The 23,661-nt window shown below is 74.2% G+C and carries 24 protein-coding genes and 1 riboswitch; of the genes, 15 read left to right on the top strand and 9 right to left on the bottom strand.

What is annotated here, in order from left to right:
- Positions 1-116: 116 nt before the first annotated feature.
- Entirely contained in the window at positions 117-1,550 is a 1,434-nt protein-coding gene (locus ACFVU7_RS14270; protein ID WP_388045204.1) for an MFS transporter, read from the bottom strand.
- Positions 1,551-1,672: 122 nt separating this feature from the next.
- Here ACFVU7_RS14270 and ACFVU7_RS14275 point away from each other — a divergent pair, with 122 nt between their 5' ends.
- Positions 1,673-2,218, top strand: coding sequence for a helix-turn-helix domain-containing protein (locus ACFVU7_RS14275; RefSeq protein WP_117486978.1), 546 nt, complete (start codon positions 1,673-1,675; stop codon positions 2,216-2,218).
- 106 nt (positions 2,219-2,324) lie between these two features.
- Here ACFVU7_RS14275 and ACFVU7_RS14280 read toward each other — a convergent pair whose 3' ends face one another.
- The 4 genes from ACFVU7_RS14280 to ACFVU7_RS14295 form a co-directional block, all read right to left on the bottom strand.
- On the bottom strand, positions 2,325-3,515 hold the full coding sequence (locus ACFVU7_RS14280) for an alpha/beta hydrolase family protein (RefSeq protein ID WP_388045205.1): 1,191 nt from the start codon (positions 3,513-3,515) through the stop codon (positions 2,325-2,327).
- Positions 3,516-3,664: 149 nt separating this feature from the next.
- Entirely contained in the window at positions 3,665-4,405 is a 741-nt protein-coding gene (locus ACFVU7_RS14285) for a hypothetical protein (RefSeq protein ID WP_388045206.1), read from the bottom strand.
- 503 nt (positions 4,406-4,908) lie between these two features.
- Positions 4,909-5,973, bottom strand: a complete 1,065-nt coding sequence (locus ACFVU7_RS14290) for a serine hydrolase domain-containing protein (protein ID WP_388045207.1) — start codon at positions 5,971-5,973, stop codon at positions 4,909-4,911.
- Positions 5,974-6,160: 187 nt separating this feature from the next.
- Positions 6,161-6,574, bottom strand: coding sequence for an HIT family protein (locus ACFVU7_RS14295; protein ID WP_074005165.1), 414 nt, complete (start codon positions 6,572-6,574; stop codon positions 6,161-6,163).
- Between the two features lie 183 nt (positions 6,575-6,757).
- Between ACFVU7_RS14295 and ACFVU7_RS14300 the strand changes: the two genes are divergently transcribed.
- On the top strand, positions 6,758-6,946 hold the full coding sequence (locus ACFVU7_RS14300) for a DUF1508 domain-containing protein (protein WP_049651337.1): 189 nt from the start codon (positions 6,758-6,760) through the stop codon (positions 6,944-6,946).
- A 201-nt stretch (positions 6,947-7,147) separates the two neighbouring features.
- Here ACFVU7_RS14300 and ACFVU7_RS14305 read toward each other — a convergent pair whose 3' ends face one another.
- On the bottom strand, positions 7,148-7,852 hold the full coding sequence (locus ACFVU7_RS14305; protein ID WP_117486974.1) for an MSMEG_1061 family FMN-dependent PPOX-type flavoprotein: 705 nt from the start codon (positions 7,850-7,852) through the stop codon (positions 7,148-7,150).
- Between the two features lie 228 nt (positions 7,853-8,080).
- Here ACFVU7_RS14305 and ACFVU7_RS14310 point away from each other — a divergent pair, with 228 nt between their 5' ends.
- The 11 genes from ACFVU7_RS14310 (at position 8,081) to ACFVU7_RS14360 (ending at position 17,810) form a co-directional block, all read left to right on the top strand.
- Positions 8,081-8,395, top strand: a complete 315-nt coding sequence (locus tag ACFVU7_RS14310; RefSeq protein WP_380743535.1) for an antibiotic biosynthesis monooxygenase family protein — start codon at positions 8,081-8,083, stop codon at positions 8,393-8,395.
- A gap of 202 nt (positions 8,396-8,597) precedes the next feature.
- Positions 8,598-8,725, top strand: a riboswitch (FMN riboswitch).
- 223 nt (positions 8,726-8,948) lie between these two features.
- Positions 8,949-9,695 carry a riboflavin synthase gene (locus tag ACFVU7_RS14315; protein ID WP_387823502.1) on the top strand — a complete coding sequence of 249 codons (747 nt, stop codon included), beginning with the start codon at positions 8,949-8,951 and terminating at the stop codon, positions 9,693-9,695.
- A gap of 56 nt (positions 9,696-9,751) precedes the next feature.
- On the top strand, positions 9,752-10,339 hold the full coding sequence (locus ACFVU7_RS14320; protein ID WP_388045235.1) for a nicotinamide riboside transporter PnuC: 588 nt from the start codon (positions 9,752-9,754) through the stop codon (positions 10,337-10,339).
- Between the two features lie 5 nt (positions 10,340-10,344).
- Positions 10,345-11,628 carry a bifunctional 3,4-dihydroxy-2-butanone-4-phosphate synthase/GTP cyclohydrolase II gene (locus tag ACFVU7_RS14325; RefSeq protein WP_049651350.1) on the top strand — a complete coding sequence of 428 codons (1,284 nt, stop codon included), beginning with the start codon at positions 10,345-10,347 and terminating at the stop codon, positions 11,626-11,628.
- A 48-nt stretch (positions 11,629-11,676) separates the two neighbouring features.
- A complete protein-coding gene (ribH, locus tag ACFVU7_RS14330; RefSeq protein ID WP_049651340.1) occupies positions 11,677-12,150 on the top strand; it encodes a 6,7-dimethyl-8-ribityllumazine synthase in 474 nt (157 codons plus the stop codon).
- Positions 12,151-12,262: 112 nt separating this feature from the next.
- Positions 12,263-12,535 (top strand): phosphoribosyl-ATP diphosphatase, encoded by a 273-nt coding sequence (locus ACFVU7_RS14335; RefSeq protein ID WP_049651341.1) that lies wholly within the window; start codon positions 12,263-12,265, stop codon positions 12,533-12,535.
- A 57-nt stretch (positions 12,536-12,592) separates the two neighbouring features.
- Positions 12,593-13,441: an ATP phosphoribosyltransferase gene (gene hisG, locus ACFVU7_RS14340; protein ID WP_049651342.1), complete on the top strand. Its 849-nt coding sequence runs from the start codon at positions 12,593-12,595 to the stop codon at positions 13,439-13,441.
- Positions 13,442-13,549: 108 nt separating this feature from the next.
- Entirely contained in the window at positions 13,550-13,990 is a 441-nt protein-coding gene (locus ACFVU7_RS14345; RefSeq protein ID WP_259316486.1) for a PH domain-containing protein, read from the top strand.
- A 321-nt stretch (positions 13,991-14,311) separates the two neighbouring features.
- A complete protein-coding gene (locus tag ACFVU7_RS14350; RefSeq protein WP_049651344.1) occupies positions 14,312-15,655 on the top strand; it encodes a hemolysin family protein in 1,344 nt (447 codons plus the stop codon).
- Positions 15,652-16,698: a hemolysin family protein gene (locus tag ACFVU7_RS14355; protein WP_049651345.1), complete on the top strand. Its 1,047-nt coding sequence runs from the start codon at positions 15,652-15,654 to the stop codon at positions 16,696-16,698. The genes ACFVU7_RS14350 and ACFVU7_RS14355 overlap by 4 nt, the downstream gene beginning before the upstream one ends.
- A 125-nt stretch (positions 16,699-16,823) precedes the next feature.
- Positions 16,824-17,810, top strand: coding sequence for an NAD-dependent epimerase/dehydratase family protein (locus ACFVU7_RS14360; RefSeq protein ID WP_388045208.1), 987 nt, complete (start codon positions 16,824-16,826; stop codon positions 17,808-17,810).
- Between the two features lie 20 nt (positions 17,811-17,830).
- On the opposite strand, the gene ACFVU7_RS14365 is transcribed toward ACFVU7_RS14360, so the two are convergent.
- Positions 17,831-19,966, bottom strand: coding sequence for an AAA family ATPase (locus ACFVU7_RS14365; RefSeq protein WP_388045236.1), 2,136 nt, complete (start codon positions 19,964-19,966; stop codon positions 17,831-17,833).
- Between the two features lie 389 nt (positions 19,967-20,355).
- Entirely contained in the window at positions 20,356-21,012 is a 657-nt protein-coding gene (locus ACFVU7_RS14370; protein ID WP_375874883.1) for a uridine kinase, read from the bottom strand.
- A gap of 212 nt (positions 21,013-21,224) precedes the next feature.
- Here ACFVU7_RS14370 and ACFVU7_RS14375 point away from each other — a divergent pair, with 212 nt between their 5' ends.
- Positions 21,225-22,388, top strand: a complete 1,164-nt coding sequence (locus ACFVU7_RS14375; protein ID WP_049655285.1) for an acyl-CoA dehydrogenase family protein — start codon at positions 21,225-21,227, stop codon at positions 22,386-22,388.
- Positions 22,389-22,464: 76 nt separating this feature from the next.
- Here the strand turns inward: ACFVU7_RS14375 and ACFVU7_RS14380 are convergent, their stop codons facing one another.
- Positions 22,465-22,986: a hypothetical protein gene (locus ACFVU7_RS14380; RefSeq protein WP_181970507.1), complete on the bottom strand. Its 522-nt coding sequence runs from the start codon at positions 22,984-22,986 to the stop codon at positions 22,465-22,467.
- A gap of 229 nt (positions 22,987-23,215) precedes the next feature.
- On the opposite strand from ACFVU7_RS14380, the gene ACFVU7_RS14385 reads away from it, so the two are divergent.
- The gene (locus ACFVU7_RS14385) at positions 23,216-23,656 is read left to right on the top strand and encodes an Lrp/AsnC family transcriptional regulator (protein WP_045694655.1); all 441 of its coding nucleotides are present in this window, start codon (positions 23,216-23,218) and stop codon (positions 23,654-23,656) included.
- Positions 23,657-23,661 lie beyond the last annotated feature (5 nt).

Genomic DNA, 23,661 nt, shown 5'->3' on the forward strand with positions numbered 1-23,661 from the left:
GCCGACAAAACCGGTGCCTGTGTTGCCACAGGTGGGGAGGCGTTTCGGCTGCCGCGGCGGAAGTCGGCTTGGCCGACTTCTGGTGTCTCGCGGGGGTGGGAGGGGGTCCCGGTGGCTCACGGGACGGGGGTGGGGTGGGTGGTGCGGGATTCGGTGGTGTGGGCGGCGAGGGCGAGGAGGGCGCCGAGGAGGCAGAAGGCGGCGGCGGTGAGGGTGGCCCGGTCGGTGCCTGCGGCGAGGGTGTGGGCGGTGGGGTGGGGGGAGCCGGCGACGGTGACGGTGAGGGCCACGCCGAGGGCCGAACCCAGGTAGCGGGAGGTGTTGTTGGCGCCGGAGCCCATGGCGGCCCGGTGTGCGGGGACGCTGCTGACCGCGAGCCGGGCGAGCGCCGCGTTGAGGATGCCGCTGCCGATGCCCGCGACGGCGAGTCCCGGGGCCAGTCGCAGCCAGGACGAGCCGGGGGTGAGCCCGTACAGCGCGGCCTCGCCGGTGCCGCAGACGAGCAGGCCGAGGGCGACCTGGGCGGTGGCGGGCAGGCGGGTGGCCAGGTGGCGGGCCTGGAGCGCGGAGACCACCGAGAGGCCCGACCACAGGGCCAGCACGCCGGCCGCGGCCGGGCCGGACAGGCCGAGTACGCCCTGGAGCAGGGTGGGCAGGTAGCTCATGAAGCCGACCAGGGCCAGCCCCGTGAACAGCGCCCCGCCGGTGGCCGCGATGAAGCCGGGGCTGCGGAACAGGGCGAGGTCCAGCATCGGCTCCCGGACCTTCGCCTCGACCACGGCGAACGCCGCCAGCAGCAGCACCCCGCCCGCCAGCAGCGCCACCACGGCGGGCTGTCCCCAGCCGCCGCGGCCTTCGGCCAGTCCGGCGATCAGGCAGGAGGTGCCGGCGGCGAGGGTGAGCACCCCGTACGGGTCGAGGGCACGCGGGCGTTCGGCCCGTGACTCGGTGAGGACCCCGGCGGCGCAGCCGGCCACCACGGCCGCGGCCACCGCGATCCCGCCGCTGACCGCGCGCCATCCGGCCCACTGCTGGACCAGGGCGCCGTACACCGGCCCGATCGCGATGCCGAGCCCGACCGCCGCGCCCCAGACACCGAGCGCCCGGATCCGGCCGGGCCCGGGCGGGTGGGCGTGGCTGATCAGGCCGAGCGCGGGGGCCAGGACGGCGGCCGAGGCGGCACCGAGGAGCACCCGGGAGGCCAGGTAGACGGCGCCGCCGGGGGCGAGGGCGGCCAGCGCCTCGGCGGCGGCGAACAGCAGCACGCCGAAGGTGAAGACCCGCTTGCGGCCGTGGTCGTCGGCGGCGCTCCCGGCGGTGAGCAGCAGCGCCGAGATGCCGACCAGGGTGCCGGTGAGGATCCAGGTGCGGCCGGAGGCGCCCAGGTGGGCGGCCTGGGCGGTGGCGGCGAGCGAGGCGGTGGGGGCGGTGTACGCGACGGTGGTCAGGGCGGTCGCCGCCGCGGTGGTCGCCAGCGTGGCCCCGGGCCGGACGCGCGGGCCCGGGGCGGTGGCGGTGGCGGGGGAGGAGGCGGGTGGTGCGGGGGGCATGGGTGTTCCCTCCGAGGGCCGAACCTTTATGGTCTGGTGAATGAACCTTCGTCTCGAACGGCACGCTACCACCGCTGGTCTGTTCATTGAACCCATAAGGAGGGTGGACTAGGCTGGCGCCCATGGCCCTGGGAACCGACTACGAACTGCAGGAGTGCGCGCTGGCCCGCGCCCTGGAGGTGGTCGGCGAGCGCTGGAGCCTGCTGATCGTGCGCGACGCGTTCTACGGTGTGCAGCGCTTCAACGACTTCCTCGCCCACCTCGGCATCCCGCGCGCCGTCCTCACCTCGCGCCTCAACGCCCTGGTCGCGGCCGGGGTGCTGCGCAAGGAGCCGTACCAGCGGGCGCCGCTGCGCCACGGCTACCTGCTGACCAGTACCGGGCTCGAACTCTGGGGCCCGCTCTACCAGTTGAGTCGCTGGGGCGGCCGGCACGCCACCGAGGGGGGCCCGTACCACCTCTTCGCGCACGCCGTCTGCGGCACCGACCTCGACCTCGTCGGCGTCTGCCCGGCCTGCGGCGGCGGGCCCGTCCCGCCGACCGCGGTCGTCATGCGCCCCAACCCCGCCCGGGCCGGCGGCCACCGCGAGGACCCGGTCTCCCGCGCCCTGGTCCGCCCCCACCCGCTGCTCGAACCGATCGCCTCGGCGGCGGTGCTGCCCGGCTGACCGTAGGCGGAGCGCCCGTACGCCGGCGGGGCCGCCGGCGCGCTGCCGACGGCCCCGCCCCGGGAACCGCTGTCACTCGGAAATCGCTGTCATTCGGGGACGGCCGTCAGGGGGTGAACCGCACCTCCGGGTTGGCGGCGCTCGGCCCGTCGAGCAGCGGCTGGGGGACGCCCTTCAGCTGGAGGTCGAAGAACGCCCCGACGTACTGCCGGGTGAGGGCGACGGCCCGCTGGCTGCCGATGGTGGTGTCCGGGCCCTTGGGGAGGCCGAGCCCGTCGAAGAAGAGCGGGAAGTCGGTGAAGCTGCCGTGGTCGGTGCCGTCGACGGTCAGCCAGCGCTTCCAGCCGTCCAGCCGGGGCCAGCTCCTGAGCCAGCTCTCGTCCTCGCCGCCGCCGGGCAGCGGGTGGCCGATCATCAGGTACGGCTTGCCCTTGATGCCGGACTCGGGCACCAGGTAGTCCATGGTGCCGTCCAGGTCGACCCCGGCCCGGATCCGGTCGTCGGTGAGCAGGGCCGGGACGGTGGCGGCGCCACCGGCGGAGTGTCCGGCCATGGCGATTCGGGCGCGGTCGATCAGCCGGGCGTAGCGCCAGGCCGGGTGCGGGCGGTCGGTCAACTGGTCGATGACGAAGGAGACGTCCTTCGCCCGGCTCGCGTCCAGGGCCTCCCAGGCCTCCTGGGTCCTCAGCGTCCCGCACACCTCGCAGGGGAGCGTCCGGCCGTCGGGGAAGGTGGTCCCGGTGTTCTCGTAGGTGTGGTCGACCAGCGCGACGACGTAGCCGCGGCTGGTCAGGTCCTCGGCGAGGCTGCTGAGCGTGGCACGCGGCATGGTGAAGCCGGGCGACAGGACCACCAGCGGGTAGTGGCCGCCCTGGGGGCGGGCCCCGGACTCCGCCCACGTCCGGGTGCCGGACACCGCCTCGGTCGGGATGGTGTTGCCCGGTAGCTTCCCGTCCAGCAGCGCGCGGGCGGCGGCGGGCGTCATGTACGGGGCGGGGGTGCCCGTCCCGGCGTGCGCGGGGTAGTACATCGAGACCATCAGCTGGCGCGGACCGGCGGCGGGCACCCACGGGTCCGGACGGTTCTGGTCCACGAGGTGCAGGACCTCCTGCCCGACCGCGTACGGCCCGGTCGGGCGGGGGAGTTCGACCTGGGCGGCGGCCCGGGTGGTCGGGTTCGCGGGAGCGGTGGCGGAGTTGGCGGGCACGGCCGCCAGGGCCGGCGCGGCGGCGGCGACGGACAGCGGCAGCGCGAGCAGCAGGGCCGCAGCGGCGGCGGTCGTACGGAGTCGGCTCATGTCAGCGACCGTAGGCCGCCCGCCACGGAACTGACGTCCACTCAGCGGCGTACTGATCCCTTCCGGAAGGCACTGTGGCGCCCCCTAGGGGGCGGGCCCGGGCGGACCTGCGCGAACCTGCACCGGGGCTGCTCGGCCCGGGCGGGCCGTCAGCCGGTGGAGGCCGTCCGGAGGTCCTCCAGGAAGCCTGCGGCCGCACGGGCGTTGGGCACCGGGAAGGTGAGCGGGAGACCGGCCGAGTGCGTCCGGACCTCCAGCTCGCCGAGGGCGGAGGCCCGGGCCGAGTGCACCTCCGGCCACCGGTAGGCCTCCGTCGCGGCGAGCGGGTGCGGCGGCCGGTGCACCAGCCCGCCGGCCGTCACCGTCAGTCGCCCCCGGACGAAGCGGACGCTCCCCTCCGCACGCAGCGTCTCGTGCAGGGCGGCCCGGAGCCCGGGGGAGAGACGCTCCTCCAGCTCCCGGAACAGCCTGCCCAGCCCGCCCAGGTGCGCCAGCACCAGCGGCTCGTCCGCGCCCGCCGGCCATATTCGCCCGTGCTCGTACTCCCCGTGCGGACCTCCCGGGGAGTACTCGGTGGCCTCCATCGCGCGCCAGGGCAGCGGCTCCTCGCTGCCGCCGGCCGAGACCAGCACCAGCCCGCCCTCGTGGACCCGTACGGAGCGCAGCCCGGGTGTGGGCCGCAGCCGCTCGTACCCGCTCACCGTCACCACCGCGGCGGCGGCCAGTACGGGCGCGGGCCACCACTCGCCGAGCGCCAGACAGACCACCACGGAGACGGCCACCCCGCAGGCGTGCAACCACACCCGTGCCGGCCAGGACAGCGGCCGGAACCGTCTGTGCACCCGCAGCACCGGGCCCAGTCGACCGGCAGCGCCGGCCACATCGGCCACGCCGGCCGCACCGGCAGAAGCGGCCAGGTCGGCAGAACCGGTCGCACCCGCCGACCGCACCCGCGTCGGCGACCACGTCACCGCCACGTCGGCCCCCTTTCACTCGGCTCAGTCGGAGGGCTCCCCCAACGGAACCGCGACTTCCAGAACCCCAGCATCGACCGCTCGCCGCCCCCGGCGACAGTGCCAATCAGCACCTTTTGGCCTGGTTAGACCCCGCCATCATCGCGCCCCGGCCGCAGCCGCCCGCCACGGGGGTGGGGACGAACGGCCCAGGTGCCCCCTGGGCAGGGCCGCAACGCCCGCCCGGGCGCCCGCACCACCGTCATACCGGGCTCCCTCCGCTCCGCGGCAACCCCTCAGGAGGGCCGCAACCATCGGATGCCCAGGATCGACTCCTCACCGCGCCCGCCGACAGTGCCGATCGGCACATTCCGATCGAAAACCCCCGCCGCCGGCGAGCGGCAGCCCCGCCGTCACCGCCGGAACCCCCGCCACCGCCCTCACCCCGTCGCCGCGAACCCGTTCTGCAGCCCGCGCAGCAGCGCCGTGCCCGCCGGATCGACCGACCGGCGGGTGTTGGCCAGCACCACGGCGCCGACCCGCTTCTCCGGGTCGAAGGCCACGAACGAACGGAACCCGCCGGTGCCCCCGTTGTGCCAGATCTGGAGGTGCCCGCCCTGCTGGGTGTGCAGCCGGTGCCCGAGCCAGCCCAGGTGCGTCCAGGCGAAGGGGTTGACCCGGTGGCGGGTCTCCCGGGTGAGGGCGATCGCGGCCGACAGCGGCGCCTCCGGCTCGCGCCCGGCGGCGAGTTGGGCCCGCAGGAACACCACCAGGTCGGCGGCGGTCGACCGGAGCCCGCCCATGCCGGGCACGGCCCCGAAGCTCCAGTGCGGCACCGGGCGGCCGCCCGGCGTGTGCCCGTGCGCCAGCCGCGCGGACTGCTCCTCGTCCGACCGCACGCAGGTGTCCACCAGGCCCAGCGGTGCGCAGACCTCGCGCGCCACCAACTCCTCGTACCCGACGCCGGACCGCTGCGCGAGGGCCAGGCCGAGCAGCCCCGCGCCGAGGTTGGAGTAGCGGAAGCCGCGCCCGGGCGCGGTCCGCAGCCGCGTCCGCGCGAGCCCGTCGAGCACCCGCTCGGTGGTGCAACCGGCGTACGGATCGGGCTTGTTGGGGGACAGCAGTGACTGCGCCAGCATGCCCCGGGGCAGCCGGGGGAGCCCCGAGGTGTGGGTGGCGAGGTGCCGCAGGGTGATCGGCTGCGGGCCCCTGGCCGGGACGACGGCCGGACCGCCCGAGGCCCCCGTGAGTACCTCGGCGAGCGGTTCGTCTAGCCGGACGGCTCCGTCGAGCGCCAGCCGTGCGAGCACGAGCGAGGTGAACACCTTGGTGACGGAGCCTATGTCGAACAGCGTGTGCGGTCCGGGTATCCCACCGCCAGGACCGGTCCGCCCGGCACCCCGGATCTCCACGTGGTCGCCGGCCAGCCCGGCGACCACCGCGCCGACGTGTCGGCCCGCGAGCCGGTCGGCCGTCTGCTGCACGAGACAGGCGAGTTCGTTCATGCTCGCGAGCCTAGGCGCCCGGTTCGGCCGGATCGTCCGCCCGGAAAACGATATCGACCCCGCCGATGCTCCTGCGGAGGTACGACCCCAACCGGCACCCAGCCGACCCCCGCCGACCCCCGCCGACCCCCAACCGACCCCCCGCGCGATCCCCACGGCAGGGCACGGAGCCGGAGCCCCGCCCCCGTCACTCCTCCAGCGCCTCCCGCAGCCGGGCCGCGACCTCCGCCGCCCCCGCCTCGTCCGGATACCGCCGCCGAGGCCAGAAGAACCCGCGCAGCCCGTCCTTCGGATTGCGCGGCACCACGTGGACGTGCAGGTGCGGCACCGACTGGCTGATCCGGTTGTTCGCCGCCACGAAACTGCCCGCCGCGCCCAGCCCGCGCTCGACGGCCCCCGCCACCCGCTGCACCCGCAGGAAGAACGGCCCGACCTCGGCCGCGGGCAGGTCGGCCAGCGTCGGGTGGTGGGCGCGCGGCACGACCAGGACGTGCCCGGGGAACAGCGGCCGGCGGTCCAGGAAGGCCACCGCCACCTCGTCGTCCAGCACCCGGTGCGCCGGCTCCTCGCCCGCCACCACCGCACAGAAGACGCAGTCCATCCGTCCATTCAAACCACCGGCCGGCCGCCCCGGCACCTCCGCAAACCCCGGTGGGCCCGGCATCACCCGTCCGGCCGCCGCCCGGGTGCGGCCGGGGCGGTGCCGGGCGCACGGTGGCGCCGGGGGCCGGACAGCGGGCGCATCGAGCGCTCCACGAGGAGGCCCCGCGAGGAGGTGGCCCCGATGTCGGGCAAGTTCGAGGTCTATCAGGACGCCGGTGGCAAGTACCGATTCCGGCTCAAGGCGGGCAACGGCGAGATCGTCGCCACCGGCCAGGGCTACGCCAGCAAGGACGCGGCCCACAAGGGCGTCGAGGCGGTCCAGCGGGCCGCCGACGGCGCGCCCGTGGTGGACCTTCCCAAGGCGGCCTGAGCCCACCGCCGCCTGAACCCGAGGCGGCCTGAGCCCGGGGCGGCCGGAGCCCCGAGGCTTAGGCCGGGCGCGCGGCCCGGCGCCCGACCCACCGGGCCGGCCGCCGGGCACCTCGCCGAGCACCTCGCCGGGCACCCGCCAAACCGACCGCCGGCCACTCACGGCGAGACGGGGACCCCGAGCGGAGAAGTCCCCGCTGCCTCACTCGTACCGGTACAGCAGCGCCTCCCGCTCGATTTGCTCGATCATCTCCACGGTCAGCGACTCGTCCCGCAGGTGCGAGAGCGTGACCTCCGCCGAGCTCGGCTGCGCGTCCTTGGCCAGCCAGTTCTCCGGCTTCCACGCCGAGGAGCGCAGGAAGGCCTTCGGGCAGTGCCCGTACACCTCCTCGACGGCGACCACGATGGCGCTGCGCGGCGGCTTGCCGACGGCGGTCAGCTGCCGCAGCAGCTCCGGGTCGGTCGAGACGCAGGCGCGCCCGTTGACCCGCAGGGTGGCGTCCCGGCCGGGGACGACGAAGAGCAGCCCGACCCGGCCGGTCTCCAGGATGTTGTGCAGGGTGTCCAAGCGCTTGTTGCCGGTGGCGTCCGGAATGGCCAGGGTGTACTCGTCGAGCACCGAGACCAGCCCGGCCGGCCCGCCGCGCGGGGAGACGTCGCAGCGCCCGGCGGCGTCCGCGCTGGCCACGAAGACCAGCGGGGAGCAGGCGATCAGGCGCTGGGCTACCTCGTGCAGGTGGTCGACCTGCTTGCGGCGCGCCTGGTCACCGGGCTGCTCGTAGATCTCGCGCAGCTGGGCGGGATCGCTGAGCGCGCCCGCGTGGAGGGCGTCGAACAGGCTGCCCGGCCGGTTCGGCGCGGTGGTTGCGGTGGTTGACGAAACGACAGATTCCGGTGTGGTCGTCATACCGGGAATGTAGCCGAGGCCGCTCGGCGCACCCCGTTCCCCGGGCCCCGGCAACCCTCCGTGAAATTCCGGCCCCACCCCTCCCCACCAGCGGGTTTCCGCTCATAATGGGGGCCAGGGACCACTGGCTCGGGGCTCGCCGGGCGGGGACCGCCGGGTCAGTGGTCAGCGCGCCCGGGCGAGGGATGCCCGGGCGCGGGACGCCAGCCGCAGCCGGAGGTGGTGGTCGTGATCGTCAGGATCTGGGCCGGGCAGGTCTCGGCCGGTCGCATCGAGGAGTTCTGCGCGCACCTGGCCGCCCAGGTGATCCCGCAGCTCGGGCGGACCGACGGCTGCCTCGGCGGCGAGCTGCTGCGCTCGGTGTCCGAGGACGGGCACCGGGTGCTGGTGCTGAGCCGCTGGCGCGACGAGGAGGCGCTGCGCGGGTACGCGGGGCCGATGTGGCGGATCCGGCCGGTCTGGTCGGAGGGCGAGCTGAGCTACCTCGCCCACCCGCCGGAGGTCACCCACTTCACGTCGATCACCGCCCCCGCGGCCCTCTGAGCCGCGGCCCTCCGAGCGCATGGCCCGCCGAACACGCGCACCCCCGCGCACATGGCCCTCCAACGTACGCTCGACCCCCGGCGGAGCCGCGGTAGCACCCCGCCGCGCATTCCCCGCAAGCCCGTGAAACAGACCACAGCCGGAGGCCCTCCCTGCCCTTGCGCCGACCGTGGCACAATGACGGCATCAAGCAGTGACGTTCAGCGCACTCCGGGGTCGGTGAAAATCCGAACCGGCGGTTACAGTCCGCGACCCGTCCGCAGCCAGCGGCCGGTTGACCAGGTGAAATTCCTGGACCGACGGTTAAAGTCCGGATGGGAGGCGTGCGCGGGCGGACGAAGAGCAGTACCCGTGGGTCCACTGGCAGGAGACTGCCTCCCGGGCCCCGGTCAGGTGAACGACGGGAGCGGTGTCTCCCGTGCCGGGCGAGCGATCTCCCGGTGGCCTCGGCATCCCCGGCGACGGGTGTGTCCCGGGTCCGTGCGCCGGTGCCCGTCCGTGTCATCTCCCATGCCGCCCCGGAGTCCGCGCCCCAAGCGCGAGGAGAACCCGGGTGTTCACCGGCATCATCGAAGAGCTCGGCGAGGTCGTGTCGATCGAGGAGATCGGCGACTCCTCGCGGATCCGCCTGCGCGGCCCGGTGGTCTGTACGGGTGCCCGGCACGGCGACTCCATCGCGGTCAACGGCGTGTGCCTGACCGTTGTCGACAGCCCGGCGGAACTGGCCGCCGGCACCGGCGAGTTCAGCGCCGACGTGATGGCCGAGACGCTGCACCGCTCCAGCCTCGGCGAGCTGGCGCCCGGCTCGCGGGTCAATCTGGAGCGCGCCATGGCGCTCGGCGCCCGGCTGGGCGGCCACCTCGTCCAGGGCCATGTCGACGCCACCGGGCGGCTGTTGAGCCGCGAGCCGGGCGAGCGCGACGCGGCGGGCGAGCTGCGCTGGGAGGTGCTGCGGTTCTCGCTGCCCGGCACGATCTCCCGCTACCTGGTGGAGAAGGGCTCGATCACGGTCGACGGCGTCAGCCTGACCGTGGTGGAGGCGGCCGCGGACAGCTTCACCGTCAGCCTCATCCCGACCACCCTCGCGCTGACCACGCTCGGCGCCAAGGCCGTCGGGGAGGGCGTCAACCTGGAGGTGGACGTGCTCGCGAAGTACGTCGAGCGCCTCCTGGAGTCCCGCACCCTGCCCGACTTCCCGAACCTGCCGAACCTTTCCAACCCGCCCCACCCGTCCGACCTTTCCAGCCTGTCCACCCCGTCCGGCCTGCCGGTCGACGGAACCCCGGGGGAGTCCGAGTGAGCTGGCTCAGCGGCGAGGCGTTCACCGTCCTCGGCGAACACGTCAAGTGGGCCGACATGTTCGGCAACATCCTCGGCCTCGGCGGGCTCGCGCTCGGCTGGCGCCGCTCGGTCTGGAGCTGGCCGGTCCAGCTGCTGTCCGGCGCGGTGCTGATCGCGGCCTACCTCGGCGGCCACGTCCCCGGCCTGATCGGCAAGCAGCTGATCGTGATCGTCACCGCCGCCTGGGGCTGGGCGCAGTGGCAGCGGGGCCGCCGCGAGGGCGGCACGATCGCCGTACGGTTCGCGAGTTGGCGCGAGCGGATCGCGCTGGCGGCGGGTACGGCGGCCGGCACGGTCGCGCTCGCCCTGCTCTTCACGTCCTACCCCAGCCTGTCCTGGAGCCCCTGGTCGGACGCCTACGTCTTCGTCGGCACGCTGGCCGCGATGGTCGCCCAGGCCCGCGGCTGGGTGGAGTTCTGGTTCGCCTGGATCGCGGTCGACGCGGTCGGCGTGCCGTTCGCCTTCAACAGCGGCTACACCTTCTCCGGCCTCACCTACTCCGTCTACTTCGTCCTGGTGCTGCTCGGCCTGCGGTCCTGGTGGCTGAGCACCCGTGAGCCGCGCGCCAAGTCCGCCACCGCCCCGCAGGGAGCCACGGTATGACCGAGATGACCGAGAACCAGTCCAGCAACGGGGCCACCGGGCCCGACTCCGACCCCGAGCTCGTCCTCGACCCGGTCGAGCGGGCGATCGCCGACATCGCGCTCGGCCGCGCCGTGGTCGTGGTCGACGACGAGGACCGCGAGAACGAGGGCGACATCGTCTTCGCCGCGTCCGCCGCGACCGCCGAGCTGATGGCCTTCACCGTCCGCTACAGCTCCGGCGTGATCTGCGCCCCGATGACCGGCGAGGAGCTGGACCGCCTCAAGCTCCCGCCGATGACCCAGGTCAACGAGGACCGCAAGGGCACCGCGTACACCGTCTCGGTGGACGCCCGGGAGGGGGTCGACACCGGCATCTCCGCCGCCGACCGCGCCCGCACCGTACGGCTGCTCTCCTCGCCCGGCACCGAGCCCGGCGACCTCACCCGCCCCGGGCACGTCTTCCCGCTGCGCGCCGTCGAGGGCGGCGTGCTGGTCCGCCCCGGCCACACCGAGGCCGCCGTCGACCTGGCCCGGCTCGCCGGGCTGCCGCCGGCCGGCGCGATCGCCGAGGTGGTCAACGACGACGGCACCATGGCCCGGCTGCCCGAGCTGGTCGCCTTCGCCCGCGAGCACGGCCTGGCGATCATCTCCATCGAGGACCTGATCGCCTACCGCCGCCGTACCGAGCTGCACGTCGACCGGGCCGCCGCCACCGGCCTGCCCACCGTGCACGGGGAGTTCACCGCCGTCGGCTACCGGGGGACCATCGACGGCGTCGAGCACCTCGCGCTGGTGGCCGGCGGCCTGGACGCGGAGGGGCGGCTGCCGGACGGCGAGGACGTCCTGGTGCGGGTCCACTCCGAGTGCCTGACCGGTGACGTCTTCGGCTCGCTGCGCTGCGACTGCGGCCCGCAGCTGGAGGCCTCGCTGCGGCGGGTCGCCGAGGCCGGGCGCGGCGTGGTGCTGTACCTGCGCGGCCACGAGGGGCGGGGGATCGGCCTGGCCCACAAGCTGCGCGCGTACGAGCTGCAGGAGCGGGGGCGGGACACCGTCGACGCCAACCTGGACCTCGGCCTGCCCGCCGACGCCCGCGACTACAGCATCGCGGCCCAGATGCTGGTGGACCTCGGCGTCCGCTCGCTCACCCTGCTCACCAACAACCCGCAGAAGCTGACCGCGCTCACCGAGCACGGGCTCAAGGTCAAGGGGCGCGAAGCGGTCGAGATCGCGCCCGGCGAGCACAACCTGCGCTACCTGCGCACCAAGCGCGACCGGATGGGCCACGACCTGCCCGGCCTCGGCTCCTGAAGCCGCACACCTCAGAACCAGCGACGACACCAGAGAACGGAAGAGAACATGAGCGGTCACGGAGCCCCCGAGCTGACCATCGACGGCGCCGCCGGCCTCAAGGTCGCCGTCGTCGCCGCCCAGTGGCACGACACGGTGATGAACGGCCTGCTGGACGGCGCGCACCGGGCGCTCAAGGAGCTGGGCGTCGCCGAGCCGACCGTGCTGCGGGTGCCCGGCACCTTCGAGCTGCCGGTCGCCGCCAAGCGCCTCGCCGAGCGCGGCTACGACGCTGTGGTGGCCCTCGGCGTGGTGATCCGCGGCGGGACCCCGCACTTCGACTACGTCTGCCAGGCGGCCACCAGCGGCCTCACCCAGGTCAGCGTGGACACCGGCGTCCCGGTCGGCTTCGGCGTACTGACCTGCGACAACGAGGAGCAGGCGATCGACCGCGCCGGCCTGCCCGGCTCCGCCGAGGACAAGGGCCACGAGGCCGTCACCGCCGCCGTCGCCACCGTCGTGGCACTGCGCGCCGCGCTCTGACACGGGGCCGCACCCGGTCCGTCCGGTCCCGGAGCGCGGACGTCCACCCGACTGTCCACGCTCCGGGACCGTTTACCGTCCGTCCGCCCGCACGCCGTAAGGTGGCCCCATCATGGCTTCGAAGACATTCGAGGAGCTCTACGCCGAGCTCCAGCAGAAGGCCGCCACCGGCGACCCCTCGTCCTCCCGTACCGCGCAGCTCGTCCAGCAGGGCGTCCATGCGATCGGCAAGAAGGTCGTCGAGGAGGCCGCCGAGGTCTGGATGGCCGCCGAGTTCCAGACGGACGAGCAGACGGCGGAGGAGATCTCGCAGCTCCTCTACCACCTCCAGGTGATGATGATCGCCCGCGGACTGACGCTCGACGACGTCTACAAGTACCTCTAGACACCCCCGCTCTCCCGAGCACCCCCATCCTCCGAACAGGTAAGGAAGCAACCTCCCATGCTGCGCATCGCCGTCCCCAACAAGGGTTCGCTCTCGGGTCCCGCGGCGGAGATGCTCCATGAGGCCGGCTACCGCCAGCGGAAGGACCCCAAGGAGCTCGTCCTCGTCGACCCGAACAACGAGGTGGAGTTCTTCTTCCTCCGCCCGCGCGACATCGCGGTGTACGTGGGCTCCGGCCGCCTCGACGTCGGCATCACCGGCCGCGACCTGCTGCTGGACTCGCACTCCAACGCCGAGGAGGTGCTCGCCCTCGGCTTCGCCGGGTCGACCTTCCGCTTCGCGCGCCCCGAGGGTGTGGACGTCGAGGACGTCAAGGGCCTGGAGGGCCTGCGGATCGCCACCTCGTACACCGGCCTGGTCGAGCAGCACCTGGCCGACCACGGCGTGAAGGCGACGGTCACCAAGCTGGACGGCGCGGTCGAGACCGCGGTGCAGCTGGGCGTCGCCGACGTGATCGCCGACGTGGTGGAGACCGGCACCAGCCTGCGCAACGCCGGCCTGGAGGTGTTCGGCGAGCCGATCCTGGTCTCCGACTCCGTGGTGATCCGGCCCAAGGGCGCGGGCGAGGACACCCGGGTGGAGCAGTTCCTGCGCCGCCTCCAGGGCGTGCTGGTGGCCCGCCGCTACGTGCTGATGGACTACGACATCCGCGCCGAGAAGGTCGGCGCGGCCGTCGCGCTCACCCCGGGCCTGGAGTCGCCGACCGTCTCGCCGCTGCACACCGAGGGCTGGGTCGCGGTGCGGTCGATGGTGCTCCGCAAGGAGGCCCAGCAGATCATGGACGACCTCTGGGGCATCGGCGCCCGGGCCATCCTGGTCACCAACATCCACGCCTGCCGCCTCTGACCCGCCCGCCCGAGCGCGGGTAAAGAACGGTTCAATGGGGCGGGGACGCCGGTCGGCGTCCCCGCCCCGCCGTGCTGCCGCCCCCAGAACCACCCCCGGAGAACCCACGTGTCCACGCCGTCCGTCCAGTTCCCCGTCACCTGGGCTCCGCGCCGCACCCGCGCCGTACTGCTGCCGGTCTGCGTGCTGATGGTGGTGCTGTTCTCCGCGATGGCCGTGCTGCTCCCGGAGAACTGGCAGCTCAACGACCGGATCATGATGACGGCCAGCGGCGTGCTGTTCGCCGGCGTCGGCCTGATGCTGGCCCGCCCCAAGGTGAGCGCCGACGCGGAGGGCGTGACGGTGGTCAACTTCGTCCGCCGCCGCCGGCTGGCCTGGGCCGAGATCGTCCGGGTCAACTTCCGCCAGGGCGACCCGTGGGCCACCCTCGACCTCGCCGACGGCACCTCGCTCGCCGCGGTCGGCATCCAGTCCGGCGTCGGCAAGGACCAGGCGATCGCGGACGCCCGGGCGCTGCGCGACCTGGTCGAGCACCACGCCCAGGCCTGAGCCCGCTCTAGGGCCTGAAAGCCTGCACCGGGCCTGAGCCCGCTCCCGGGCCTGAATGCCTGCACCGGGCCTGAGCCCGCGCCCCGGCCCGCAGCCGGGCGGACGTCCCCCCACCTGGGGTTCCCCGTCCCCGGCGGGCCGAACGGGCTTCCTACGCCCATCCGGGTATGGTCTACGCTGGTAAAAGCAGGGCAAAGTTCGCCCTGCCCGAAAATCGAGTGCCCGAACCCGACCAGAGGAGTGACACTCCCCCTCGATGGACGATCCGTCCGGTAGTACCTGCGCCGCCTCGCTTCCGCTCCCCGGAAGGCAGGCGGCACTGTGATCACCGCCTGGCTGCTGTTGCTCGCAGCCGTTCTCCTGATCCTCGCCAACGGCCTCTTCGTGGCTGCCGAGTTCGCCTTCGTGACCGTCGAGCGCGGTGAGGTGGAACGCTCCGCGGAGACGGGCGACGCCAAGTCCCGCCGCGTCGCCGGGGCCCTGCGGCACCTCTCCTTCGAGCTCTCCGGCGCCCAGCTCGGCATCACCGTCACCTCGCTGGTGGTCGGCATGCTCGCCGAGCCGGCCCTGTCGACCCTGCTCGCACCCGTCATGACCGGCATCGGCGTGCCCGACTCGGCCGCCCGCGGCGTCTCCGTGATCGTCGGCATGGTGCTGGCCACCGTCGTCCAGATGGTGATCGGCGAGCTGGTGCCGAAGAACTGGGCGATCTCCCGCCCGCTCCAGGTGGCCCGCGCGGTCGCCGCCCCGCACATGGCCTTCTCCCGGGTCTGCCGCCCGCTGATCAGCTTCCTCAACGGCACCGCCGACCGGACCGTACGGGCCTTCGGCGTCGAGCCGCAGGAGGAGCTGGGGCACGCCCGCACCCCCGACGAGCTGGTCTCGCTGGCCCGTCACTCGGCCAAGGCCGGCGCGATAGACGAGGAGTCGGCGACCCTGTTCGTCCGCACCCTGGCGCTGAGCGAGCTGACCGCCGAGTCCGTGATGACCCCGCGCGTCGACGTGGCCGCGCTCCAGCGCGACGCCACCGCCTCCGACGTCATCAACCTGACCCGGGCCACCGGCCTGTCCCGCTTCCCGGTGCACACCGACAGCCTGGACGAGGTCACCGGCATCGTCACGCTCAAGGACGCCCTGGCCGTCCCGGCCGCCCGGCGCGGCCTGGTGCGGGTCGCCGAGCTGGCCTCGCCGCCGCTGCTGGTGCCCGAGACGTTGCCCGCCGAGCGGCTGCTCGACCAGCTGCGCCGCCTCCAGCCGATGGCCATCGTGGTCGACGAGTACGGCGGCACCGCCGGCGTCGTCACCGTCGAGGACATCGTCGAGGAGATCGTCGGCGAGGTGCAGGACGAGCACGACCCCGACGACCACCCCGAGCTGTTCCCGCTGCCGCCGGTCAACGGCCTGCCGGTCTGGGAGGCCGACGGCCGCGCCCGGATCGACCAGCTGGAGCGGATCGGCCTGAACGCCCCGGACGGTCCGTACGAGACCCTGGCCGGCCTGGTCGCCGACCTGCTCGGCAAGCTCCCCGAGGTGGGCGAGCAGGCCGAGCTGCCCGGCTGGCGGTTCACCGTGACCGGTGTCGACCGCCACCGCACCACCGAGGTCCGGGTGGAGCGCACCACCGCGCCCGCGCGCTTCGACGAGGACCGGGAGGAGGGCCGATGACCGCCCTGCAACTGGCCGTCGCGCTGCTGCTCCTGCTCGGCAACGCCTTCTTCGTCGGCGCCGAGTTCGCCGTGGTGTCGGTGCGCCGCAGCCAGATCGAGCCGCTCGCCGAGGCCGGGCACAAGCGCGCCCGCACCGTGCTGCACGCGCTGTCCAACGTCTCGGCGATGCTGGCCGCCGCCCAGCTCGGCATCACGGTCTGCTCGCTGGGCCTCGGCGCCCTCGCCGAGCCGACCATCGCCTCGCTGCTGGAGGGCCCGTTCCACGCGATCGGCGTCCCGTCCGGCCTGATGCACCCGCTCTCGTTCGGCATCTCGCTCGCCCTCGTGGTCTTCCTGCACATGGTGTTCGGCGAGATGGTGCCGAAGAACATGGCCATGGCCGGCCCGGAGAAGGCCGCGCTCTGGCTCGGCCCGCCGCTGGACCGGCTGGCCCGCTGGCTCGCCCCGGTGATCCGGGCGCTGAACGCGTCCGCCAACGGCATCCTGAAGCTGTTCCGGGTGGACGCCAAGGACGAGGTCGAGTCGGTCTTCACCACCGAGCAGCTGATGTACCTGCTGGCGGACTCCCGGGACGCCGGGCTGCTCGACGAGAGCCGCCAGGAGCGGCTGGAGGACGCCCTGGAGCTGGGCCGCCGCCCGGTCACCGAGGTGCTGCTCAAGCCCGAGCAGCTGGTCACCGTGGACACCAAGGCGACCGCCGCCGAGGTCGAGGAGCTGGCGCTGCGCACCGGCTTCTCGCGCTTCCCGGTCACCGACGGCGACCCGGCCGGCCACGGCTACCTCGGCTACGTCCACCTCAAGGACATCCTCGACGTGGACGACCCCTCGGCACCCGTCCCGGCCCGCCTGTGGCGGCCGATCACGGTGCTGCGCGGCAGCCTCCCGCTGGACGACGCCCTCGGCGCGATGCGCCGGGCCACCTGCCACCTGGCCGCCGTGCTGGACCAGGACGGGCGCACGCTCGGCGTGGTCATGCTGGAGGACGTGCTGGAGGAGCTGGTCGGCGAGATGCACGACCCGGACCACCGCGCCACGGCCTGACGCCCGTCGGCCGGCGCCTCCCCGGAGAGTTCCGGCTTTCGCCGACGGCGTGTCCGCTCCTGGCGATTCTGCCCTGAGCATGCACCCGTTCCCATGCCGGCCACCCTGGTAGCAGGGTGGTCGGCATGAGACTTCTCCTGCTGGGTGGAACCGGGTTCGTCGGACGGGTCGTCGCCGAGGAGGCGCTGGCCAGGGGCTGGGAGGTGACGGCCCTCAACCGCGGCACGCAGCCCGCGCCCGGGGGCGTCCGGGTGCTGACGGGCGACCGCACCGCGCCGGACGGCCTCGCGGCGCTCGGCACGGGGGAGTGGGACGCGGTGGTGGACACCTGGTCCTGGGCCCCCGCGGCGGTGCGCGACAGCGCCCGCCTCCTGAACGGCCGGGTCGGCCACTACGCCTACGTCTCCAGCCGGTCGGTGTACGACCACCCGCTGGTGGCCGGGGCCGGCGAGGCCGCGCCGGTGGTCGCCTCCTCCCCGGACCTCACCGGCGAGGTGCCCTACGCCGAGGCCAAGCGCGGCGCGGAGCTGGCGCTGGAGGCGGAGTTCGGCGGGCGGGCGCTGCTCGCCCGGGCCGGGCTGATCATCGGCCCGCACGAGGACATCGGCCGGCTGCCCTGGTGGCTCAACCGGATCGCCGAGGGCGGCCCGGTGCTCGCTCCCGGGCCGCGCGACCTGGCCCTCCAGTACATCGACGTGCGCGACCTCGCGGCCTGGCTCCTGGACGCCTCGGCGGCCCGGCTCGGCGGCCCGTACAACCTGGTCGGCCCGTCCGGCCACGCCACCATGGGCGAGCTGCTGGAGGCCTGCGTACGGGCCACCGGCTCGGACGCCGAACTGCGCTGGACGGACCCGGAGCGGATCCTCGCGGCGGGCGTCGAGCCGTGGACCGAGCTGCCGATCTGGCTGGCGCCCGGCGAGCTGTACGACTTCCTGCACACCGGCTCGGTCGAGCGCGCGCTCGGCGCCGGGCTGCGCTGCCGCCCGGTCGCCGAGACCGTCGAGTCCACCTGGGCCTGGTTGCGGTCCATCGGCGGCAACGCGCCGCAGCGGAGCGACCGGGTCAGGGTCGGGCTGGACCGGGAGCGGGAGGCCGCGCTCCTCAGGGGCTGAGCAGGGGGCCGGTGCGGGGATCAGCTCCGGCCGTCGATCAGCTCCCCGTACGCCTGGACGAGGTCCGGCAGCCGCAGGGTGGCCAGGTCCTCCCGGCCCGGCGGCTCGCGCAGCAGCGTCAGCCGCAGGTCCCGGTAGGCGCAGGACTTCTCGTACAGGGTGCGGATGAACCGGCCGTTGCCCAGCTCGTCGATCCAGCCCTCGCGGACCACGTGGGTGCAGATGCTGGCCAGCTCCTCGGCGGCGTCCTCGTCCCAGCCGTCGCCGTCCCGGCCGGCCAGCGCGGCGCCGATCGCGGTCAGCTCGCCGGGGCGGTAGCTGGGGAAGTCGACCCGGGTGGTGAAGCGGGAGTTGAGGCCGGGGTTGGTGGCGAGCAGCCGGTTCATGCCCTCGGGGTAGCCGGCCAGGATCACCACCAGCCGGTCCCGGTTGTCCTCGGCGCGCTTGAGCAGCACCTGGAGCGCCTCGTCGCCGTACGCGTCGCCCTTGGTGTAGCCGGAGTTGGAGAGGCTGTACGCCTCGTCGATGAACAGCACGCCGTCCAGCGCGGAGTCGATCAGCTCGTTCGCCTTCACGGCCGTCTGGCCGAGGAACTCGCCCACCAGGTCGGCGCGTTGGGCCTCCACGAGGTGGTCGCCGGAGAGCAGGCCGAGGGCGTGGAAGACCCGGCCGAGGATCCGGGCCACGGTGGTCTTGCCGGTGCCCGAGGGGCCGGAGAAGACGAAGTGGCGCTTCGGCGGCTGGACGGGCAGGCCCTGCTCGGCCCGCAGCCGCGACATTCTCAACTGGGCGGACAGCGCCCGCACCTGGCGCTTGACCGGCTCCAGGCCGACCATCAGGGAGAGTTCGGCCAGGGCCGCGTCCAACTCCCGTTCGTCGCCGGCGGACCGGAGCTCCGGCACGGCGGCGGTCCGGGGCTGCACCCGGCCGAGGGCGGGCAGCGGCGGTACGGCGGGGCCGGTCGGGGCGCCCGAGCCGGAGCGCTCTCCGGCGGCCTGCGGAGCGCCGTCGGCCGGGGCGCCGTCCAGCCGGGCGCCGCCGGTCGCGGTCCCGTCCAGCAGGGCGCCGCCGGCCAGGGCCCCGTCCGCCGGGGGGCCGTCCACCAGTCCGGCGTCCACCGAGGGTCCGCCGCCGTTCGACGCCAGGCCGTTCGACAGCAGGCCGTTCGACAGCCCGCCGGGCACTCCGTCGCTCGACAGCCCTTCGCCGGGGACGGTCGCGCCGCCCGGCCCGCCCGCCTCCGCGAACTCCTCCCCGTACCCGGGCAGTTCGGGGTATCCGGCGTCGTCCGGGTAGCCGGGATCGGCACCCGGCCCGCCCGGTGCGGCGGCGTCGGCCGCACCCGGGCTGCCGCCCGCCGTCAGCCCGTCCGCGAGCCCGTTGGCGAGCCCGTCCGCGAGCCCGTTGGCCAGCCCGTCCGCGATGGCGTCCACGAGGCCGTCGGCGAGCGCGTCCTCGGCCGAGATGGCCGTCAGCCGGGTCGCGGTGTCCATGAACGCCGGGTCCGCCCGGTGCACCGCCCGGTAGAGCGGCAGCGCCGCGGCGCTGCGCCCGGCCCCCTCGTACGCCCGGGCCAGCCAGTACCGCAGCTCCTTGCGCTGCGGCTGCTCGGAGCGGCAGCGGGCCAGCGAGGCGGCCAGCGGGGCCTGCGCCTGGGCGCACATGTCGAGGCGCACCCGCGCCATGCCGGCGAACAGCCCGGCCTCGATGCCGAGCAGCGGGTCGTCCAGCAGGCGGTCGGTGTCCCGGATCAGCTGCTCCCAGTCCTTGAGCAGGTAGGACCGGCAGGCGTACAGGAAGCGGGCGGACGGGTCCTCGCTGGGCGCCGGACACTGCTCCAACGCCCGGTCCAGCTCGGCCAGGTGGCGCCCGTCCAGCCAGTGCGAGGCGTGCGCCAGCGCGAGGTCGCGGGCGTCCTCCAGCACCGGCTGCACCCACCAGCCCAGCCAGTACCAGGAACTGAGCGGCCGTCGGTGCAGTCGCCGCTGCTCGCCGAACCGCTTCTGGTTGCGGTACATGGCCAGCAGCGCGGCCGAGGTGTCGCTGCGCAGCGCGTGCAGTCCGAGCCAGGCGTCGGCCATGCCCGGGTCCAGCCGGACGGCGGCCCGGAACTCCTCCTCGGCCCGGGTGTACGCACCGGCCGTGTACGCGTCCATGGCGCGCAGCCAGGCGCGGTCGGCGAGCCGGTCGGGCCCGCCCGCCGTGCTGTCGGAACTGTCCACCGTCGTCACTCACGCCCCCCGCGGTGCGGCCCGGGGCTCGGCCGGCGGGTTGCCTGCGCCTAGCCTGGCCGGTGGTCGTCGACCCCCTGTGGCGCAACTGCGCCTGCCAGGAATCGTACCGGCGCGGCGCTGATCCGGAAGGGTGCCGCACAGGGGCAAATGCGATCGCACGAGCGGCCGTTGAGCGGCCGGGCGACGAAACGGGCGGCGGGGGAGCGGGTTTCGGAAGGGGACCGGACGGCGCCCCCGGCTCACGGGGGAACAAGCCGGGGGCACCGGGTCCGAGGCAACCGGAATCTGGTGTTCCGGTGGCTGAGGAGAACCTAGATCCTGGCGATGTCGCAGGTCAAGGCGTTGGTTGAAGATTCACCGACGGTGTCCGGGGCGATCCGGCCGGTCACCCCGTCGACCCGTGTCACGGCGTGCGGACGGCTCGGATCGGCGGCGAAATGCGCCGATTCGGCCCGGGCCCAGCCCGCCCAGAACTCGGCCAGTTCCGGCCCGTCCCGCTCCTCCCCGCGCCGCCGGGCCGAGACGGCGTCCAGCTCCATCCAGATCACCCGGGCCAGCCACGGCCGCACCGCCCGCCGCCCGGCGCCGACCCCCTCCACCAGCACCACCGGGGCGGCCGGCACCGCGGCCGCGCCCGCGAAGCGGCGCAGCGTCCAGTCGTACACCCGGTACTCGGCGTCCCGCCCGGCCGCCAGCGGCTCCAACACCTGCTCGCGCAGCCGTCCGGTCCACCCGAAGGGCTCGCGGTGGGTGGCCAGGTCGTCGAGGTGGACCACCGGGGCCCCGCCGAGCGCCGCCGCCAGCCGTCCGGCGAAGGTGGTCTTGCCGGAGCCCGCGTGGCCGTCCACCGCGACCAGCCGCACCGGCCCGCAGGAGGGCGGCAGCGCTCGCAACTCGGCCGCGAGCGCGGTCAGCCGGTCGTCCGGAGCGGGCCGGAATCGGGTCGGGAGGGGTTCGGATACAGCCACAACGTCAACCCTACGGTGCCGTAGCCCGCCACTGCGTCCAGTTCATATGTGCAGGTCGTGACGGCAGCGCGGGTTTCGGGCATACTCGCCTTCGCCACGACTGTGAACGGCCGTTCACCGCAACCCGGTGCCGGTCGGTCCGACCAGCCACACCCACGCCGGACCGGCCGACACCTCGGTCCCGCGCCCCGATCGAGGAGGCGACCACCGCCATGACCCCCTCCCCTGTGAAAGCCGTGGAGCGCCAGCTGCCCACCGAGGAGGCCCGCGAGCTGCTGGGCCTCACCCGGGACCTGGTCCAGCGCGAGCTCCAGCCGCGCGCGGCGGAGGACGAGGCCGCCGGCCGCTTCCCGCGGGAGGTCTTCCGCACCCTCGGCGAAGCCGGCCTGCTCTCCCTCCCGTACGACGAGAAGTACGGCGGCGGCGACCAGCCCTACGAGGTGTACCTGCAGGTGCTGGAGGAGCTCGCGGCCGGCTGGCTGGCCGTCGGCCTCGGCGTCAGCGTGCACACCCTGTCCTGCCACGCGCTGGCCACCTTCGGCACCGACGAGCAGCGCGAGACGTGGCTGCCCGCCATGCTCTCCGGCGAGCAGCTCGGCGCCTACTGCCTCTCCGAGCCGCAGTCCGGCTCCGACGCGGCCGCGCTGCGCACCCGCGCCGACCTCGACGGCGACACGTACGTGGTGAACGGCACCAAGGCCTGGATCACCCACGGCGGCCAGGCCGACTTCTACAGCGCCCTGGTGCGCACCGGCGTCGACGGCCCCAAGGGCATCAGCTGCCTGCTGGTCCCCGGCACCCAGCAGGGCCTGTCCGCGGCCCCGCCGGAGCACAAGATGGGCATGTGGTCCTCGCCGACCGCGCAGCTGCACTTCGACGGCGCCCGGGTGCCCCGCGAGCGGCTGGTCGGCGAGGAGGGACAGGGCTTCCAGATCGCGCTCGCCGCGCTGGACTCCGGCCGCCTCGGCATCGCCGCCTGCGCGATAGGGGTGGCCCAGGCCGCGCTCGACCTCGCCGTCGACTACGCCCGCACCCGGCGCCAGTTCGGCCGCCCGATCGCCGAGTTCCAGGGCCTGTCCTTCATGCTCGCCGACATGGCCACCCAGATCGAGGCCGGCCGCTCGCTCTACCTCTCCGCCGCCCGGCTGCGGGACGCCGGCCGCCCGTTCTCCAAGGAGGCGGCGATGGCCAAGCTGTTCTGCACCGACGCGGTGATGCGGGTGACCACCGACGCCGTCCAGGTGCTCGGCGGCTACGGCTACACCCAGGACTTCCCGGCCGAGCGCTACATGCGCGAGGCCAAGGTGCTGCAGATCGTCGAGGGCACCAACCAGATCCAGCGCCTGGTGATCGGCCGCCACCTCACGAAGGCCTGACGGCCTTCCCTCTCCACGGCCTCCGGCCGTCACTCCAGGGTGCGGAGTGACGGCCGGAGGCGTTCCCGGCGGAGCGTCAGCTCGCCTTGGCGGTACGGGCGGTCAGCGCCGGACGACGGCGGCGCTGCTCGGGGATGGCGGCCCGCATCGTCGCGACCGTCGGGGCTGCGGGCGCGGTCGGAGCGGCCTGGCCGACCGCGGCGAGCCGCACCGGGCGGTGCGCGACGGCGTGCGAGAACGGCTGGGTGCGCCAGTCCAGCCCGGTCGGGAGCTTGAACAGCGCGTCGATCCGGGCCGGTTCGGCGTCCTCCGGGGCCTCGACCTCGGCCAGGTCGTCCGTCGGGGTGCCCGAGCCCGGGCAGATCGCGGGGGCGAAGGGGTTCCAGGCGGTCGGCAGCAGCGCGTGCTGCGGCAGCCGGTCCTCGTCCGCCACCAGGGCGATCGGGCGGCGGCACTCGGGGCAGTCGACCCGGAAGATGTCCCAGTTCTCCGCCTCGCCGGGGTCGGTGCCCGGCATGTAATCGACCGCGAGGTCCTCGCGGTCGGTCATATCGTCGGTCTCGTCGGCGCCCAGCACACGCTGGTCAGTAGCAGGCATGAGGATCCCCCTAGGATCGGGCCCGGCGTGGTCGTCCAGGGCCACAACCAGCACTTCCCTGTGATCAGGACTCATAACCCTGCGGTCCCGTGCACCGTGATGCACCGGGTGTGTCCTTGGCCACACCGGACGCCACATTCGCCCGGCATGTGCCCGCCCGGTACCTGCGATCCCTCCCCGTGCCACCGCGTGCGCCCCCCGTGCTCCCGACCGGGTAGGTTTGCGCACTGTGGAGGATCTCGACCAACGCATTGTCCAGCTGCTCCTCGAAGACGGCCGGATGAGCTACACGGACCTGGGCAAGGCCACCGGCCTGTCCACCTCGGCGGTGCACCAGCGGGTGCGCCGCCTCGAACAGCGCGGGGTGATCCGCGGCTACACCGCGATCATCGACCCCGACGCCGTCGACCTGGCGCTGACCGCGTTCATCTCGGTCAAACCCTTCGACCCGAGCGCCCCGGACGACACCCCCGAACGGCTGGCCGGCCTGCCCGAGATCGAGGCCTGCCACAGCGTCGCCGGGGACGAGAACTACATACTCAAGGTCCGCGTCGGCGCCCCCGGCGACCTGGAGGACCTGCTGGCCCGCATCCGCAGCGCCGCCGGCGTCTCCACCCGCACCACCGTCGTCCTGTCCACCCCGTACGAGGCACGACCCCCGAAGCTCTGACCGCG

It is taken from the genome of Kitasatospora sp. NPDC058046 (genome assembly GCF_042885595.1).
In the GTDB taxonomy this organism is placed as follows: Bacteria; Actinomycetota; Actinomycetes; order Streptomycetales; family Streptomycetaceae; genus Kitasatospora.

What these genes read in the sequence shown, in the direction of transcription:
- ACFVU7_RS14325 (WP_049651350.1), top strand. Translation starts at nt 10,345, where the DNA reads ATGACCGAGAACCAGTCCAGCAACGGGGCCACCGGGCCCGACTCCGAC.
- ACFVU7_RS14295 (WP_074005165.1), bottom strand. Translation starts at nt 6,574, where the DNA reads ATGGACTGCGTCTTCTGTGCGGTGGTGGCGGGCGAGGAGCCGGCGCAC.
- ACFVU7_RS14375 (WP_049655285.1), top strand. Translation starts at nt 21,225, where the DNA reads ATGACCCCCTCCCCTGTGAAAGCCGTGGAGCGCCAGCTGCCCACCGAG.
- ACFVU7_RS14275 (WP_117486978.1), top strand. Translation starts at nt 1,673, where the DNA reads ATGGCCCTGGGAACCGACTACGAACTGCAGGAGTGCGCGCTGGCCCGC.
- ribH (WP_049651340.1), top strand. Translation starts at nt 11,677, where the DNA reads ATGAGCGGTCACGGAGCCCCCGAGCTGACCATCGACGGCGCCGCCGGC.
- ACFVU7_RS14280 (WP_388045205.1), bottom strand. Translation starts at nt 3,515, where the DNA reads ATGAGCCGACTCCGTACGACCGCCGCCGCTGCGGCCCTGCTGCTCGCG.
- ACFVU7_RS14320 (WP_388045235.1), top strand. Translation starts at nt 9,752, where the DNA reads ATGTTCGGCAACATCCTCGGCCTCGGCGGGCTCGCGCTCGGCTGGCGC.
- ACFVU7_RS14305 (WP_117486974.1), bottom strand. Translation starts at nt 7,852, where the DNA reads ATGACGACCACACCGGAATCTGTCGTTTCGTCAACCACCGCAACCACC.
- ACFVU7_RS14335 (WP_049651341.1), top strand. Translation starts at nt 12,263, where the DNA reads ATGGCTTCGAAGACATTCGAGGAGCTCTACGCCGAGCTCCAGCAGAAG.
- ACFVU7_RS14290 (WP_388045207.1), bottom strand. Translation starts at nt 5,973, where the DNA reads ATGAACGAACTCGCCTGTCTCGTGCAGCAGACGGCCGACCGGCTCGCG.
- ACFVU7_RS14300 (WP_049651337.1), top strand. Translation starts at nt 6,758, where the DNA reads ATGTCGGGCAAGTTCGAGGTCTATCAGGACGCCGGTGGCAAGTACCGA.
- ACFVU7_RS14270 (WP_388045204.1), bottom strand. Translation starts at nt 1,550, where the DNA reads ATGCCCCCCGCACCACCCGCCTCCTCCCCCGCCACCGCCACCGCCCCG.
- ACFVU7_RS14360 (WP_388045208.1), top strand. Translation starts at nt 16,824, where the DNA reads ATGAGACTTCTCCTGCTGGGTGGAACCGGGTTCGTCGGACGGGTCGTC.
- hisG (WP_049651342.1), top strand. Translation starts at nt 12,593, where the DNA reads ATGCTGCGCATCGCCGTCCCCAACAAGGGTTCGCTCTCGGGTCCCGCG.
- ACFVU7_RS14380 (WP_181970507.1), bottom strand. Translation starts at nt 22,986, where the DNA reads ATGCCTGCTACTGACCAGCGTGTGCTGGGCGCCGACGAGACCGACGAT.
- ACFVU7_RS14355 (WP_049651345.1), top strand. Translation starts at nt 15,652, where the DNA reads ATGACCGCCCTGCAACTGGCCGTCGCGCTGCTGCTCCTGCTCGGCAAC.
- ACFVU7_RS14365 (WP_388045236.1), bottom strand. Translation starts at nt 19,966, where the DNA reads ATGGACGCGTACACGGCCGGTGCGTACACCCGGGCCGAGGAGGAGTTC.